The 15,071-nt window shown below is 42.4% G+C and carries 13 protein-coding genes and 1 rRNA gene (1 of these 14 running past the window's edge); 9 read left to right on the top strand and 5 right to left on the bottom strand.

Features of this window, described 5'->3' with window-relative positions; translation table 11 throughout:
• Positions 1-2: 2 nt before the first annotated feature.
• Positions 3-638, top strand: a complete 636-nt coding sequence (locus tag FUT79_RS11080; RefSeq protein ID WP_002697758.1) for an NAD(P)H-dependent oxidoreductase — start codon at positions 3-5, stop codon at positions 636-638.
• Positions 629-1,657: a 1,4-dihydroxy-2-naphthoate polyprenyltransferase gene (locus FUT79_RS11075; protein WP_081718812.1), complete on the top strand. Its 1,029-nt coding sequence runs from the start codon at positions 629-631 to the stop codon at positions 1,655-1,657. Before FUT79_RS11080 ends, FUT79_RS11075 begins: the two co-directional genes overlap by 10 nt.
• A gap of 79 nt (positions 1,658-1,736) precedes the next feature.
• Here the strand turns inward: FUT79_RS11075 and FUT79_RS11070 are convergent, their stop codons facing one another.
• From FUT79_RS11070 to FUT79_RS11050, 5 genes are all read right to left on the bottom strand, one after another.
• On the bottom strand, positions 1,737-2,759 hold the full coding sequence (locus FUT79_RS11070) for an SPOR domain-containing protein (protein WP_024753283.1): 1,023 nt from the start codon (positions 2,757-2,759) through the stop codon (positions 1,737-1,739).
• A gap of 3 nt (positions 2,760-2,762) precedes the next feature.
• Complete coding sequence (locus FUT79_RS11065; protein ID WP_002697751.1) at positions 2,763-3,116, bottom strand: hypothetical protein; 354 nt, start codon at positions 3,114-3,116, stop codon at positions 2,763-2,765.
• 2 nt (positions 3,117-3,118) lie between these two features.
• Positions 3,119-4,486, bottom strand: coding sequence for a tRNA (N6-isopentenyl adenosine(37)-C2)-methylthiotransferase MiaB (gene miaB / locus FUT79_RS11060; protein ID WP_024753284.1), 1,368 nt, complete (start codon positions 4,484-4,486; stop codon positions 3,119-3,121).
• A gap of 93 nt (positions 4,487-4,579) precedes the next feature.
• Entirely contained in the window at positions 4,580-5,233 is a 654-nt protein-coding gene (locus tag FUT79_RS11055) for a PTS sugar transporter subunit IIA (RefSeq protein ID WP_024753285.1), read from the bottom strand.
• Between the two features lie 303 nt (positions 5,234-5,536).
• On the bottom strand, positions 5,537-6,364 hold the full coding sequence (locus tag FUT79_RS11050) for a hypothetical protein (protein ID WP_148884504.1): 828 nt from the start codon (positions 6,362-6,364) through the stop codon (positions 5,537-5,539).
• 702 nt (positions 6,365-7,066) lie between these two features.
• Here FUT79_RS11050 and FUT79_RS11045 point away from each other — a divergent pair.
• From FUT79_RS11045 to FUT79_RS11015, 7 genes are all read left to right on the top strand, one after another.
• The gene (locus FUT79_RS11045; RefSeq protein WP_024753288.1) at positions 7,067-8,200 is read left to right on the top strand and encodes a BMP family lipoprotein; all 1,134 of its coding nucleotides are present in this window, start codon (positions 7,067-7,069) and stop codon (positions 8,198-8,200) included.
• Positions 8,201-8,253: 53 nt separating this feature from the next.
• Positions 8,254-9,789: an ABC transporter ATP-binding protein gene (locus FUT79_RS11040; protein WP_024753289.1), complete on the top strand. Its 1,536-nt coding sequence runs from the start codon at positions 8,254-8,256 to the stop codon at positions 9,787-9,789.
• The gene (locus FUT79_RS11035; RefSeq protein ID WP_024753290.1) at positions 9,779-10,897 is read left to right on the top strand and encodes an ABC transporter permease; all 1,119 of its coding nucleotides are present in this window, start codon (positions 9,779-9,781) and stop codon (positions 10,895-10,897) included. The genes FUT79_RS11040 and FUT79_RS11035 overlap by 11 nt, the downstream gene beginning before the upstream one ends.
• The gene (locus tag FUT79_RS11030) at positions 10,890-11,795 is read left to right on the top strand and encodes an ABC transporter permease (RefSeq protein ID WP_148889668.1); all 906 of its coding nucleotides are present in this window, start codon (positions 10,890-10,892) and stop codon (positions 11,793-11,795) included. The genes FUT79_RS11035 and FUT79_RS11030 overlap by 8 nt, the downstream gene beginning before the upstream one ends.
• A 211-nt stretch (positions 11,796-12,006) precedes the next feature.
• Positions 12,007-12,459 carry a thioredoxin-dependent thiol peroxidase gene (bcp, locus tag FUT79_RS11025; protein ID WP_148889666.1) on the top strand — a complete coding sequence of 151 codons (453 nt, stop codon included), beginning with the start codon at positions 12,007-12,009 and terminating at the stop codon, positions 12,457-12,459.
• A gap of 5 nt (positions 12,460-12,464) precedes the next feature.
• On the top strand, positions 12,465-13,349 hold the full coding sequence (locus FUT79_RS11020) for a DMT family transporter (protein ID WP_024753292.1): 885 nt from the start codon (positions 12,465-12,467) through the stop codon (positions 13,347-13,349).
• An 875-nt stretch (positions 13,350-14,224) separates the two neighbouring features.
• A 16S ribosomal RNA gene (locus tag FUT79_RS11015) occupies positions 14,225-15,071 on the top strand (it continues 702 nt past the right edge of the window).

Genomic DNA, 15,071 nt, shown 5'->3' with positions numbered 1-15,071 from the left:
CTTTGATAGATAAAAAAACTCTGCTTGCGGTTTTTCAAAATCGCTATGCATGCAAAAAATTTGATTCGAGTAAAAAAATACCAAAGGATGAGGCTGACTTTATTTTAGAGGCGGCGCGGCTTTCTCCTTCATCGTTTGGGCTTGAGGGCTGGCAGTTTGTTGCCGTTTATTCGGATGAGCTTTTGCGTAAAAAAATCGGCGAAGCCTGTTTTGCGCAGGACAATGTTTTTACCTCTTCGCTCATTGTTGTCAGCCTTTGTAAAGCCGCCAAAGCTTATGCCCCCGAAAGTGCCTTTGTTCGGCAGCGCGCGGAACGGTTTCCCGATGAGCTTGCCGCCTTCCTTGCCGATTACCGGGGATATCATGGATATCTGCACTCGGCGGGAAGGCTTGATGAGTGGTCACGGGCACAAACCTATATTTGCTGTGCGAATATGATGACCGCTGCGACCGCATGCGGCATACAATCCTGTGCGATTGAAGGTTTTATCAATGATGAAGTGCTTACAATTCTGAATTATTCCGCAGAGGAGTGGAATGTCGGCATTATAACCGTATTCGGCTATGCGGCCGGCGATAATTTTGAACCGCGCAAAAAAATACGAGAGCCAAAAGAAAGCATCATCACGTGGCGGTAAAACCGGAGCGTAAAACAGGTGAAAGCCCCAGCAAAGAGAAGGCGGAGATTTTCCGTTTTGATTTATTGAGTTCTCTGCGGAAAAAAGCTATAATCAGCGGTATGCGATTAGCGGTTTTTTTGGAATTGGTTGAGATTAAAGCAAAGACGGCAAGTTTTTTTCCCTTTTTGTTGGGAGTTTTTTTTGCTTTTTATCATTTTGGTGCGCTTGATATTCCGACGGCGCTTTTACTGTATCTTGCAATGTTTTTATTTAATATGCTGGTAGATGCGCTTGATAATTACATGGATTATCATCGGGCGCAAAAAGGACACGATTATAAAACAAAAACAAATATCATCGGCAGGGAAAATCTTTCGCCAACGCATATTCTTCTATTGATTGTTGTGCTTTTTATACTGTCGGCGGGAATTGGTTTATGCCTTGTGGCAAAAACGGGTCTGCCGCTGTTGTATTTAGGCATGTTTTCGTTTTTGGTGGGAATTACCTATTCTGCGGGGCCGCTCCCGATTTCTTCCACGCCGCTTGGCGAAGTGTTTTCGGGGTTTACAATGGGTTTTTGCATTCCGCTTATAACCGTTTATGTGTGCACAAAAACAACAGCAATCTTTTCCGCAGCGCAGCTTGCGCGCATTCTTTTTGCCTGCATTCCGAATATCTGTGCTATTGCCGCCCTCATGCTTGCAAATAATATCGGCGATTTGCAAGAAGATATCATCAATTTGCGGTACACCTTGCCGTATTATATCGGAAAACCGAAAGCGCTTGGTTTGCTGAAGCTTTTGTATCTCGGCTCTTTTTTTGCCTTTGTCATGGGAGCGGTGATAAAAATTTATCCGCTGACAATGTTGGCATCGGTTTTATTTTTACCGCTTATTTTAAAAAACGCAGCGGCCTTTCGCGCTCATCCGAATAAACAAACAGGCTTCATCGCCGCGGTAAAAAATCTTTTTATTATCTCATTGATTCAAAGTCTTTTGTTTTTAATCGGATTATGTGTAGAAAAATTCATTTTTTAAAAGAGTTTGAGTCAAAAAACGGGTGTCTTGAACACTGTTTATCGGTCAGAAAAATTGCTTTTACATCTGAACTCGGAATTTAAAAAATAGGGAAGGTTTCATATCCTGCCGCTTTTAGTTTTAATCCGATTGAGCCTTTAGCATCTTCGGGGGTAAATAGCTGATAATAGATGGTGCCGCTTGCCCTTGTCTCTTTTTGTATTTTTGCGGTAAATCCTTTTTTCTGTAATTCCGTAAGAAGCTTTTCCGCATTTGCCTTATCTTTAAAAAAGCCCAGCTGATAACCTTTTGGAATGCTTATTGCGGCTTCTTCTTGTTTTGTAGCCGGAGTTTCGCGGAATTTTTCGGCAATCGCTCTTGCCTGCGTATACTGCGAATCTGTATATGTTGTGGTCTCGCTTAGGAATTTTTTTATCATATCAGGATTTCGCGGCATCAAATACCAAAAAACGGAAGGACTTATGTCAACAGAACCTGAAACAGCAGCCGCTTCCATACTTTTCGGAAATTGTTTGACAAGCTTTTCTTTTACCGCCGCATCCCCATTTATCCACCAAAGCGTAAAAAGTAAAATACTATGATATGCTGCAAAGCTTTTTTTTGATGCATACGCTTGTATCTTTTGCAAAGCGGCGGAAAATTCCTCTGCATTCGCTGCGGTTTGAATGTCCAACAGCGCTTGATACAGCAGAACTTTGCTATGGTCTGCGGAACCTGCGGTGCAAATATCGGAAAGTTCCTGTAAAATTTCATGCGCTTCTTCGGTTTTATCCGATGCCATAGCGGACTGAGCCGCGTCAAGAAGATGCTTAATCCTTTCTTTCCCTTCGGAAAGAAAGGCGGCTTCTTTATATCGCAAAAGCGCTTCCTCATTTTTCCCGTATAAACGTAAATAGTTTGCAAAAAAAAGAAATCCTGATTTTCTGTCTTGCACTGCAGAAAGTTTTGGAATTTCTTGAGAAAAATATGCAATTGTTTTTTCCGCCGATGCTAAAGATAATCCCGAGTTGATAAGTTTTTTTACCGCAGGCGAGTACCCCGATTGAGCAAAAACTGTACCGTTTAAAAAAAATGCAAAAAGAAAGAAAATGATCGGTTTCATAACTTAAATATCGGCATTTTCCGTCCAAGTCTCGCTTGGTGTGTTTAATGTATTTGACACATCCGCTTGCTGTTGCTTTTCCTTATTTCGCCCGAACCATCCCTTTTTCTCTTTTTTAAGAGTAACCGTTTCTACTCCGGGTAAAACTTCGTCTTTGGTTTTCGGTCGGCGTCTGATTAAAAAAGGGAGAGTCATAATACTGCCGAGCAAAAAAGAGAACATGACGGTTATGAATATCGGAATGTTTTCAAAGGTATGAAAAATAAGAGAAACATTACAGCGGTTTTCCATGTTAAACCCCGCAAACAGGGTTACCGCCAATACAATAAAAATAAAATATAGTAATTTTCCGGGCATTATCAGTCCTCGCTTTTAATAGGTATCGTTCTAAATGTTTTTCCCTGTACAGATTGTATCTGAACTTTGACAAAATGTCCAATAGAATTTTCAGGATCTGCACCGGTAAGCACCGCCATCTCGCCGAATTCGGTATGTCCGAAAAGCTCATCCGGATTATTACGCGAACGGGATTCTACTAACACAGGGAGAATGTGATTGACTCGATTCCGCATTTTTTCCGCGCTGGTTTTCATTTGCAAATCAATTACCTGTTGCAGACGGGCGATGCGCACCGCATCGGGTATGCGATCGGGAAAATCATAGGCGCGGGTACCTTCTCGCGGGTTATAATGATACATAAAGGCGGAGTCAAATTGTACCTGCCGCATTAAATCCAAGGTAAGTTCAAAATCTTCTTCACTTTCGCCGGGAAAACCGATGAGAATATCGGTGCTTAATGCGGAATCGGGAACTTTCGTGCGCAGTTTATCCACCAATGAAAGATAATGCTCCCGTGTGTAACTTCGGTTCATGCGCTTTAAAACAGCGTTTGACCCATGCTGCACCGGTAAATGTATCAACTTACAAACGCGCGGCTCTTCGGCAATAACGGTAATTAACTCATCGGAAAAGTCCTTCGGATGGCTTGACATAAAGCGAATCCAACGGATACTGTCTTTTTTTTCGCAAACTCGAGCAACTCGCCGCAAAAGTTCGGGGAAAGTGATAAGCTTTCCTTCGGAATCTTTGCCGCGGTAAGAATTCACATTTTGCCCTAATAAGGTAATTTCCCGCACTCCTTTTTCTGAAAGCTCCTCAACTTCAGCAAGAATCGCTTCAAGACTACGAGAAATCTCTCTGCCGCGCACATAAGGCACAATGCAGTATGTGCAAAAATTATTGCAGCCGTTCATAATCGGTATAAAACTTTGAAAAGCTCCTTCTATATATGAAGATTCGGCAAAATGATACCCTGAGACCGGCTTTTCTAAAAAATCTTCACCGGAAAATTCTGAATGATAATCGGTTTTGTTAAGCTTAGACTCAATCTCTTTAAAAATAGCGGTAAACTGATTGCGCTCAAACATACCGACCACATAATCCAAACGTGGAAAATCTTTTTTGATTTTATCGTGCAAGCGCTCCGCCATACAACCCATTAAAATAATGGAAAAAGCTCTTTTTTTCTTTAGAGCGGAAAAAAGCCCGAGTCTGCCGAACACACGTGTTTCAGCAGTAATGCGGACGGAGCAGGTATTTATGATTAAAAGGTCACATACATCCGCTTTTTCCGCCTTTTCCCAGCCTCTTTTTAATAAAAGCTGTTCGACGGAAGCAGACTCTGCAACGTTCATTTGGCAACCGTAGGTTTCAAAAAAATATGTCATACAATAATCTCCACTGCCGCGTTATGCGATACTATGAGCGATAAGAGGAAAATCAAGAAAGAGCTAAAGAAAAGCTTGTAATAATTACAGTAATTACAAAGCCTTTTTGGTTAAGACCTTGTATGCAATTTCCGGGCTTTCCGCCGCCAAAAGTTTATTGCGCAGCTCTGCATTTTTAAGTTTAGTACTAAAAAAAGAAAGGGTTTGCAAATAATATGCGTGCTGATTTGTTGCGGCTGCAATCATAAAAATAAGGCGCACAGGCTCGGAATCTATTGGTTCAAAATCAATAATATCTTTTTGAGAAATGCCTACCGCCATCACTAAATCGGTAACCGAAGTTAACCGTACATGCGGAATTGCAATACCGCAGCCGATTGCGGTAGACATAAGCTCTTCCCGCTTAATAATTTCATCGGTAAGCTCACTGCGGTTTTTTATCTGCGGGGCGGTGCCTAATACATCGCTCATTTTTATCAGCACATCTCTTTTGGTTGAATAATCAAGCGACACCACTCTATCGGGAGATAAAATGTTTTCTATTTTTATATCTGCAGTTGAAATTCTTCTTTGCTGATTTGATAAACGGGCATTTACCCAATTTTCAATTTCATCTTTTTTAAACCGCCAAACCGTTCCGATTTTTCCCGAAGGTATTTTCCCTTTTTGTGCCCATTCATACACCGTTCGCTCCGAAATCCGTAAATAACGAGCAACTTCCTCTATGGTAAGAATTTCCTCTGACAAGTGCAACTCCTCAACAGAATTTTTAATACATATCGGCATATATCCATTTGCTTGTTTTAATGTATACCGGACGAAAATTAGCAGATCCCGGTAAAATATGCCACTCATATTGAATGCGGTTATTTTGCATTAAAGCGCATCAAATGTCAAGAGACTGTAAGAGCTTGCCCACGACAAGAGCTGAGAAACCTCTTCTCATATACAATGGATAATCAGCCAATAAAAGTCCTGTGAAAGAATTGTTATAAAAAATTACTGTTAAAAGAGTGGAGAGAGTTTCCCCGCAACTCTTTTAAGAATTGTTTATTTTACTTTCTCCGCGACAAAACGTTTTTCTAAAGCTTCTTTTTTTGTACCTTGTAGAACAGGCATGTTCGGCATTTTATCCTTGATTGTATATTTTGCGGTTCCGGAAATATTTTCCATGTGTTCCGCTGCCGTTTTTGTCATATTTTTCACTGTATCTGCGGGAAGTATAGTTATTGCGGCTCTTGTTGCAAGACTGAAGATAAAAGTATCGTAGTAAATTTTTTGCTCATTACTCATGGCATTCGGTAGGACGGGCAATACGGGGTTGGACGAGTTCTTAGCTTTTTCTATCATAAACCGCTGCTGTAATGCTTCTTTCTTTGTGCCTTTTGTAATTGAATCGCCGGGCTTTTTATCAACAATTGTATATTTTGTTTTCCCTTGAATACCTTCCATTTGTTTTGCAACAACTTTCACGGATGTTTGTACGGCTATTGGCAGTACGTCTGTAAGCTCCGCAGCCGTTTCAAGATCGGTGATAAACTTGTCATAACACTCTATCTGTTCATTATTCATGTCACTCGGTAGATTAGGTAACAGGTTTGACTGTTCGTCATGTCTTTCTTCCAACACAAAGCGTTTTTCCAATGCATCTTTTGTTGTACCTTTTGCAATAGGCTTTCCTTCATTTTTATCCACAATTTTTAACTTTGATTTTGCAGCTTTTAAATTTGCGGAACCTAACAGTACATGCATTTTCACAATTTCTGCAGGAACATCATTGAAATTTGCGAGCGTTTCCAAGCTTGCCAGCAATTTATTAATAGGAAGAGATTTCGCTGTTACCGGAATCAGGATCACTGTGATTCGGTCGGTTATCATCTATATACCCGCTATTATTTGGCTGCTCATCATTATTTATTTGATCATCCGGTATTTTATTATCAACATTTGTTTACACCCTCCAACGCAGAACAAAAAGACGGCAAACATTGCAAATACGATTAAAATTTTTGCTTTTTTCATACTAAGTCTCCTTGTAAATTTTTTTGATTAAAAACAGTATGATTTTTCATAACGTTTAATCCTATCCTAAGTGTATTACCTGTTTCAAACAAAAGCACGCCTTTTATTTGTTTCAAGCAGAATATACTTCAAAGATAAATTCTAAATAAAAATTCGACACAGCCTCTGGGGCATAATCCTTAAAAGTTACCATTCCGAGTTCCTCCCAAGGCTTAGACATGAAAAAATAACCACATCGAGAGAGTAAAAACAATAATCAGAACGGGCACGGACGCCTGTGGTTCCAAGCAGACGGGTTGGTTTTTGATACGGATGTCAAAACTCATTGAGTTATTAAAAGAACAATTATTAACTAAAATTATTACTGTAGAATACGTTGATTTGCAAAAATACTGGTAATTTTTTGCTTTCCCCTTGTTTTTCAATAAAAAAGATGTTATAATAGCACAAATAGCGTAAAGTACCGGTTTGTTAGGCTCTGTTTTTGTTTACTATTTGAACAGAGTTTTGGCGGACGATGCAATTTGGCGCTGTTTTGTAATTTTAGGAGGCTTATGTATGAAAAAGCGTTTGTTAATTGTAGCCGTTTGTGCGGCTCTCTGTATGGTGTTTTTTGGTTCTTGTACCAAAACTGAAGAAGGAAAAGAATCCGGCTCGACAGAAGTAAAGGAATCTACTCCGGTTACTGTCCGGCTGATAACTGATGTTACCAGTATTGCGGATAAATCTTTTAATGCCGCCGCATGGCGAGGTATTTTAAATTTCTACGGAGATACGTGGGAAAATACGTCAAAACGGGGAAAGTATTATGATGTCGTAACCTGTCAAACACAGGATATGTATTTGCCGACATTAAAGCAGGTTTCCGACGAAGGGTACAGTTTGATTACGGCAACCGGTTTTTCCTTTGCCGACAGTATGACCGAAGTTGCGGCTTTGTATCCCGATTTGCACTATTTAATTGTTGACGTTGATTGGCTCAGCGGCCCGAATCTTATGCAGGCAACCTTTGCGGAAGAGCAGGGTTCGTATCTTGTCGGTGTTGCAGCTGCGCTGAAAGCACAGGAAGACGGTATTAAAAATCCGAAATTCGGCTTTATCGGCGGTATTGCGGGCACAATTATTACCCGTTTTGAGATCGGGTTTGTGCAAGGCGTGCTTTCGGTTCTTCCCGATGCGCAGATTCTTGACTATTATGCAAACGACTGGGGAAAACCGGAGCTTGCAAAAACACAGGCAAAAAACTGGTATGATTCGGGCGTGTATGCAATCTTTTCCGCAGCGGGCGGTACCGGAAACGGCACTATTGCGCAGGCAAAAGAGTATCGCATTCAGGGCAAAAATGTTTGGGCTATCGGTGTAGATTCCGACCAGTATGAGGACGGTATTTATGCGGAAGGGCAATCGGCGGTACTGACCTCCATGATCAAACGAGTTGAAAGCGCCACCGAGTATGCACTTCGTGCGGTAGAAGCGGGAACTTTCACCGGTGAAATTGTTGTGCTTGACATGGCAAAAGACGGTGTTGACTATTCCACCAAAAACAGCGCATTAAGCAAAAGCATTATCGATAAAGTGAATGCCGTTAGAAAAGATATTATTGACGGAAAAATAAAAGTATACAAACGATATGCCGATGCACTTGATGCAAAAGTTGTGCCTGCAGGTTTATCTGCAAAAGACGATCAGTAAAAACGGAAGGCGGAAACTCTGCTTTCCGCCTTTTTCCATATTTTATGTAAATTATGAATACAGCTATCAATGCCATTGAAATGCTGGGAATTACTAAAATATTTCCCGGTGTTGTTGCGAATGACAATGTCTCGCTTATTGTAAAAGAAAACGAGATTCACGCCTTGTTAGGTGAGAACGGGGCGGGTAAATCAACTCTTATGTCTATTCTTTTCGGTGCATACGCCGCCGATTCCGGAACAATTAAAATCAAAGGAAAAGAGGTGCGGATTAAAAATCCGAATGATGCAACTGCCTTAGGTATCGGTATGGTGCACCAGCATTTTAAACTGGTTGCAAACTATACCGTTACCGAAAATATTATCCTCGGGATGGAGCCCACTACCCGTTATGGCACCCTTGATATCAAAAAGGCCGAGGCCGAGGTTGAAGCGCTTTCCAAACAATACGGCTTGCAGGTTGATCCGCGGGCGCTTATTTCGGATATCTCGGTGGGAATGCAGCAACGGGTTGAAATACTAAAAACGCTTTATCGCCATGCGGATATCATGATTCTTGATGAGCCAAGCGCCGTGCTGACTCCGCAGGAAATTGATGAACTTATGGAAATTATCAGAAAGCTGAAGCAGGAAGGAAAGACTGTTATCCTGATTACGCATAAGTTGCAGGAAATTAAAGCGGTGGCTGATCGCTGTACTATTTTGCGGCGCGGAAAATACATCAATACGATTGAGGTGGCCGAAACTTCCGAAGAGCAAATGGCGGAGATGATGGTCGGGCGAGTGGTAAAATTCCACATCGATAAAAATCCTTTGAACAAACGGCAGCTTATTTTTGAAACTCGGAATTTATCGGTTCACGGATCCGATAATCACCATCATATAGAAGATGTTTCTATTTCCGTGCACGCCGGCGAAATTGTCGGGCTTGCGGGTATTGACGGCAACGGGCAGCGGGAATTGATTTATGCCATCACCGGATTATTGCCGGTTGATTCGGGGAATATCTTCTTACGCGGAGAAGATATTACCAAACTTTCCATTATTGAGCGTGTTCATCGAGGCTTGGGTTTTATTCCCGAAGACCGCCAAAAACACGGGCTGGTACTTAATTTCACCGTAGCGGAAAACATGATCATCAAAAATTACGATGAGAACGAGTATTCGTCCCGCCTTTCCACCCTCAATTTTAAAAAGATAAAGGATAATGCGGAGCACCTTATTGATGAGTATGATATCAGAACTGGCACGGAGCGCGGAACAGCGCTTTGCAAAAGTTTGTCGGGAGGAAATCAGCAAAAGGTTATTATCGCACGCGAAATAAGTTTGTCTCCGGATTTTCTGTTAATTGCCCAGCCGACACGGGGTTTAGATGTTGGGGCAATCGAATATATCAGAAAGCGTATTCTTGCGGAACGGGATGCCGGCAAGGCTATTTTGCTTATCTCTTTTGAATTGGATGAGATTATGAATCTCTGCGATAGGATTGCAATTATTTCTCACGGGAAGATTGCAGGTATTTTTGACGAAGGAACTCTAACTGAAAAGCAAATAGGAGTTATGATGGCAGGGGCACAAAGTGAAACATAATAAACAAAATAAATCACTCGGAGAAATTATTGTCGCCTCCGACACACTCTTATCCTTGATTGTTGTGGCATTAGGTTTTTTGGTGGGGACGGTGCTGATTCTGATTATCGATAAAAACCCCGCCGGCATGTATAAGGCTATTTTGCAGGTGCTTACCGGCTATAATATTGACCGCGGCAGATTTTATATACGCTATATCGGAGAATGGCTTTGCCAGTCAATGCCGTTTATTCTCTGCGGATTTGCAATGGGTTTTGCAGCCCGCGCAGGGTTATTTAATATCGGAGGCGAAGGGCAATACATTGTCGGACTTACGGTTGCGCAATTTATCGCTTTTTATTTTCCGCAAATTTCAGTATTACACTGGCTTGCCGCCCTCTTGTTTGCCGCCTTTGCCGGCGGGCTTTGGGGCGCGATTGTCGGCTGGCTTAAAGCAAAATACGAGGTGTCCGAGGTTGTTGCAACGATTATGCTGAACTATATTGCATTATACAGCTCGCGAATATTGGTCAGCCTTATTCCCGGCACCAATACCTACCGTACACCGAATTTTCCGGCCAGCGTATTATTAAAAACCGCCTTTCTTGAAAAACTCACCGGCGGCTCTCGGCTTAACATCGGTATAGTTTTTGTAATTCTTTCCACACTGGTGTACTGGTTTATTATGGAAAAAACAAGTGTCGGCTTCGGGTTGCGGGCAACCGGTTTTAACAAAGAAGCAGCCCGTGCATCGGGTATTTCGGTGGTAAAAAGTATTGTGCTTTCGATGTTTATTGCCGGAGTTTTTGCGGGGCTTGCCGGTGCTATTGTGGCGCTCGGCAGTTTCCGCTACGGAAGAGTAATTGCCAGTATGGACGGGTACGGTTTTGCCGGTATTGCTGTTGCCTTAGTAGGAAACAATCGGGCGGGCGGAACCCTCCTTGCAGGGCTTTTGTTCGGCATGCTTTCTTCCGCGCAACCGCTGATGGAATCAAACTCAATTCCAAAAGAAATTACCTATATTATTCAAGGCTTGGTAGTTGTCTTTATCGCACTTCGGGCAGGCTTTGGCATTATTGTACGCAATTCTTTAAAAAAGAAACTTCAAAAGGAGATACAGCATGCTTAGTCTTTTAAACAAAATTCCTACAATACTGATGCTTGTCTCCCCCATTCTGATTACCGCAACGGCGGGTATGATTTGCGAACGGTCGGGGGTTGTCAATATCGCCCTTGAAGGCTTGATGGTATTCGGCGCCTTCGCTACCGCAACCGTGCATTTTTTTACCGAAGTCCCTTTGGGAGGGTTTTCAATCTGGTTTGCCATCCTTTGTGGAGGCGTGTTCGGTATGATCTTTTCGCTTATTCATGCGTTTGCCTCTGTTTCTTTGAATGCGGATCAAACAATTTCCGGCACCGGCATTAACCTTTTGGCAGTCGGTGTTACGCGCTTTATTTCGCAGATTATTTTTAAGCAAGAGCAAACAAAGGAGTTTATGCTCGGAATGATGCCTTCTTTTGCTGGAATATATCCGACCGCCTATGTTGCGCTCATTATTATTCTTTTGGCATGGTTTATTCTTTATAAACGTCCGCTCGGCTTACGTCTTCGCTCCTGCGGAGAAAACCCGCAGGCGGCAGCTTCGGTCGGCATCAATGTACAAAGAATACGGTATATGGCGGTACTTACCTCAGGGTTTTTGGCAGGCATTGCAGGCGGCTGTCTGGTACTTACCACCAATACGCAGTTTAATTCAACGACCGTAAACGGGCACGGCTTTATTGCGCTTGCCGTTGTTTCATTCGGCAGATGGCGCCCGATCGGCATTACCGGTGCGGCAATTCTTTTCGGCTCAACCCTTGCTTTTTCGATTATCGCAAACGATTATGAACTGCTCAAACGACTCCCGTCGGATATGTTTAATATCATGCCGTACCTGATAACGCTCATCGCCCTCGTGGTTTTCAGCGGCAAAAACTATGCACCGGCATCGGTTGGTTTGCCCTATGAAGGCGGCAGCAGCTAGGCATAATTTTGCCGTCCGAATCATAAACAATTTTAAAAAAAAGAGACAAACCTGCGAGTTTTAAAGCTTTGTAAATGCCTTTGCTTTAAAACTCGTATTATTAAAAAGTCTTGCTTTTGCCTCCCCCTTTGCGCTTTCTCCTCTTTTTGCTATACTGGGCACAGGCTTGAAAGTTTAAAAATAAAAAGCCTTGTAGGGGAGGGCTCGTACTATGCTCACTGTAGGAAAAAAAGCTCCGGCTTTTACATTAAAAAACGAAGATGAGGAAAGCGTAAAGCTTTCGCAGTTTAAAGGGAAAAAGATAGTGCTTTATTTTTATCCGCGGGATAACACTTCGGGTTGCACAACAGAGGCTTGCGCGTTCCGTGATGTGTACGATGATATTTTGGATAAAGGTGCGGTTGTTATCGGCATCAGTCCTGACAGCGAAAGCTCCCATGCAAAGTTTAAGGCAAAACATGCATTGCCTTTTTATCTTTTGGCAGACCCCGAAAAAGAGGTCATCCAAAAATATGAGGCATGGGGCGAAAAGTCCATGTTCGGCAAAAAATATTTCGGCGTTGTTCGTTCAACGTATATTATCGATGAAGAGGGAAAAATAACGCACGTCTTTCCGAAGGTAAGCCCGAAAAATCACGCTGCGGAAATTCTTGCGGCTTTATAATTTCTATGAACAAACAATTTCTTTCTCAAAAAGCAAAAGGCGTTATTGCGATTCTGCTTTCGGCATTTATATTCGGCTGCATGCCGATCCTTGCAAAAAAATTTTATATCCACGGCGGCAATGCTTCAACGCTGATATTTTTGCGATTCTTTTTAGTCTTACCCTTTCTCTATATCGTTCTGCGGACACAAAAAATCCCGTTGGCAATTAGTGCAAAAGAATTATTTCATCTTATCACCGCATCAATATTAGGATACTGCATATCTGTTTTCCTTTTATTTATCTCGTATGATTATATTTCTGTCGGCCTTGCAACGGCGGTACACTTTATTTATCCCTCATTGGTAGTTTTAGTATGCATTATTTTTTTTAAAGAAAAAGCAAGCCTTATCAAAATAGCTGCAGTACTTATGGCAACGACAGGAGTCTTTCTGTGCGGAAAAAGCGGAGAAATTGCAAGTTTTTTCGGCTTACTGATAGCCTTTCTTTCGGGGGTAACCTTTGCCGTCTATGTTATCTACATTGATAAAAGCCCTTTGCGAAAAATGAATGCAATAAAACTTACCTTTTATCTTTGTGTAATTTCGGCGGTCATCATGCTCGGATATTCCGGCATCCGTAAAGAGCTCAGTCTCGAGTTCGGCATACCCGCTTGGAGCTATGCGCTTACGCTTTCGATTTTAGTATCTGCGGGAGCCGTTAATTTATTCCAATACGGCATAAAAATAATCGGCGCTCAAAACACTTCGATCTTAAGCACCATAGAACCGATTACCGGTATTTTACTCGGCGTAGCCATATTACATGAAAAACTTGATATACTCTCTATCTCGGGCGCATGCCTTATTTTACTCGCAGTATTCTTAATCGCCCTTGGACCGCGTAAATAACCAAGACTCTTTTTTATAAATTCGTGGTATTCTTTTGAAACAGCAAACATGTCTTTTACTGTATCTAATACAAATCATAAAAAAGAGCCCGACACGGCGCAACGGTGAGTAAACTTACCACAGGGCAAAGCGTTAATAATTTGCCTCCGCTTTGCCAACGAGTTTTAAAGCTTCAGTTTTACAAAACAGTGTTGATGCTTTAACACATCGGTTGGAATTGAGCAAGGGCGAAGTTTTGAAAATTCACTGTAACTTCGCCAACGAGTTTTGCCTGTTAGCTGAGACGCTCAGGCAAAACATCGTTTGGAATTGAGGAGCGGTGGGCAATTTACCATAGGGCTACTGAACCACAAGCCGTCCGCCGATGCTCTAATTAGTATACTGGCAAGTAAATTATAGAACGGTATAGCAGCCGGTATAACTTTTTTATTTTTCTGCAAAAAAGTGTATTTAGGTAGTTGACAAAAGTGTACGGTTTTGGTATCTTCATCAAGCTGTCAACAACAAACGACAGCTTGTCAAGCTTAACAAAGCATACGAGAACAGAATTCAAATCTTTTAAAAAAACTTAAAAAAAGAATGAAAGAACTCTTGACAAAAGAATGAGAGCTGTGATATAGTCTTATTCGCTTCTCGCTGACTGCGATTACACATCCGGATGGCGAGTAATGATATTTGACAGATAGAGGGAAGGGAAAGAAAAGAATAAGCCAAGGCAAAAGCTTTGGTAAGAGAAGCGTTTTACGATTAAGAATGAAATAAAGAGTAGTAAAAGTGAAAGCTTTTGCTACAGGGTTCCTTAAAATAAGGTTAAGGATACTCTTTAATTATTGGTAAAATCAGGCTCTCTTAGCAATAGGAGAGTTTGAAATATAATAATGGAGAGTTTGATCCTGGCTCAGAACGAACGCTGGCGGCGCGTCTTAAGCATGCAAGTCGAACGGCAAGGGAGGAGCTTGCTTCTCCCCTAGAGTGGCGGACTGGTGAGTAACGCGTGGGTGATCTGCCCTTAAGATGGGGATAGCTCCTAGAAATAGGAGGTAATACCGAATACGCTTATACGGATAAAGCCGTATAAGGAAAGGAGGCTACGGCCTTGCTTGAGGATGAGCCCGCGTCCCATTATGCTTGTTGGTGAGGTAACGGCTTACCAAGGCGACGATGGGTATCCGGCCTGAGAGGGTGGACGGACACATTGGGACTGAGATACGGCCCAAACTCCTACGGGAGGCAGCAGCTAAGAATATTCCGCAATGGACGGAAGTCTGACGGAGCGACGCCGCGTGGACGAAGAAGGCCGAAAGGTTGTAAAGTTCTTTTGCCGATGAAGAATAAGAGGATGAGGGAATGCGTCCTTGATGACGGTAGTCGAGCGAATAAGCCCCGGCTAATTACGTGCCAGCAGCCGCGGTAACACGTAAGGGGCGAGCGTTGTTCGGAATTATTGGGCGTAAAGGGCACGCAGGCGGGTTGGTAAGCCTGATGTGAAATACTCAAGCTTAACTTGAGAATTGCATTGGGTACTGCCAGTCTTGAATCACGGAGGGGAAACCGGAATTCCAAGTGTAGGGGTGGAATCTGTAGATATTTGGAAGAACACCGGTGGCGAAGGCGGGTTTCTGGCCGATGATTGACGCTGAGGTGCGAAGGTGTGGGGAGCAAACAGGATTAGATACCCTGGTAGTCCACACAGTAAACGATGTACACTAGGTGTTGGGGCAA

The organism is Treponema phagedenis, from assembly GCF_008153345.1.
GTDB classification, from domain to species: Bacteria; Spirochaetota; Spirochaetia; order Treponematales; family Treponemataceae; genus Treponema; species Treponema phagedenis.
Note: the sequence above shows the minus strand (reverse complement) of the source record. Positions and strands in the feature narration are given on the sequence as shown.